1 protein-coding gene is annotated in these 1,379 nt (G+C 47.6%); it reads right to left on the bottom strand.

Annotation, left to right across the window (positions count from 1 at the left end):
- A partial coding sequence (locus tag BM241_RS12130) for an RNA-guided endonuclease InsQ/TnpB family protein (protein WP_092282915.1) occupies window positions 1-1,187 on the bottom strand: 1,187 nt, incomplete at its 3' end.
- Window positions 1,188-1,379: the final 192 nt, after the last annotated feature.

Raw genomic sequence — 1,379 nt, 5'->3', positions numbered from 1 at the left:
ACACCGTGCCACCCCAATAGGAACGACACAGCCACGGGCCGCGCCACTCGGCCACTACTCCCCTTCACGGGAGATACCTTATACGCTCTCTCGTAAATATTCAGGGCACCATTTACATCCGCCTGTGCCTTCCAACCGCAAGAACATACATACAACCCTCGGTGTCTCCTGTTGGAAGCCATAATTTCCCCACAGGCATGACAGGTAATAGACGTACTTCCTTCATCTACATTATCAAGTACCAGAATCCCCGCAAGCTCACCCTTATACTTGAGCATATTAATCAACTTACGATATGGCCAAACGTGCAGACGCTGGTTTAACTGTTCTCCATAGTCAATGTTCTCTCGGATTCCATTAAGATTCCCTATTACTATTTCTTTCACACCACGCCTCACACACTCCTCTATAAAGTGAGATGTAGTTATGTGTAACAAGTGTTCTATCTGTTTCTTCTTACGGTGTGCTATCTGTTTCCATCTACGGGAGTTCTGTTTGAGGTTGGCTCGCACCTTCTGCCAGTACCGCCTTATACATTTGATAAACCTGCCAGAATAGAGTATTACACTACCATCATCAAAGGCACAGGCCATGAGTATAGTTTCGCCAAGGTCTACCGCCGCTTTCCCCGCCCCACTGTTCTCACAAGCCTTAACTTCCACCACCAGACGGGCTTCTACTCGCCCGGAAAACTTATCGTAGGCGATGGAAAGTTCCCGCACCCGCTCATATTCAATATCAGGACGGTGAGATATGCGAAAAGAGACCTGTTTCACGCCGTCTCCCCGGCTGGTGCCCAGACTCAATGTGACTTTGTCCCCTTCTACTTTGAAGCCGCTCTGCACGTACTTGAGCGGTGAAAAATAGCCCTTACGGCGGAAACCGGGAACCTTATGCTGTACAAGCCCCTTTTTCTTTAGTGTGAAGAAAGACTTATATGCTTCTCGCACTTCATCTCTCGTAAGCTGCACGGACATTGAATAATAGCCCTTAGCCCTGGGAAGCTCTTTTAAGATGCGGTTGAGGTTCTTCCGAGAAATATTTACCTTCCCTGTTTCTTCGTATTCTTTTCGTAGATGCCACAGAAGGCCGTTGTATACCTTAGTGGCACACCACATGGCGTCTTTGAGGATAGCTTCAGTCTGAGAATCTGCATGGATTTGCACCTTGAGAGTAATTAGAGGCACTCATTCTCCTCTTTCTCTTGTTTTCTGGGCTTCGATGTACCGCTGTTCCAGTGGATTTCCACGTTTCTCTCTTCATACCATTATGGTATCACATAGGTAAGATGATGTAAACAACAGGGCGAGGGAGTCCGTGTATCCCCTCAATAAATTGAGGGGGATTACTGCCCCCTCGCACTCCCCCCATTTTCTAAA

The sequence above is a fragment of the Caldicoprobacter faecalis genome, assembly GCF_900115765.1.
GTDB classification, from domain to species: Bacteria; Bacillota; Clostridia; order Caldicoprobacterales; family Caldicoprobacteraceae; genus Caldicoprobacter; species Caldicoprobacter oshimai.
Note: the sequence above shows the minus strand (reverse complement) of the source record. Positions and strands in the feature narration are given on the sequence as shown.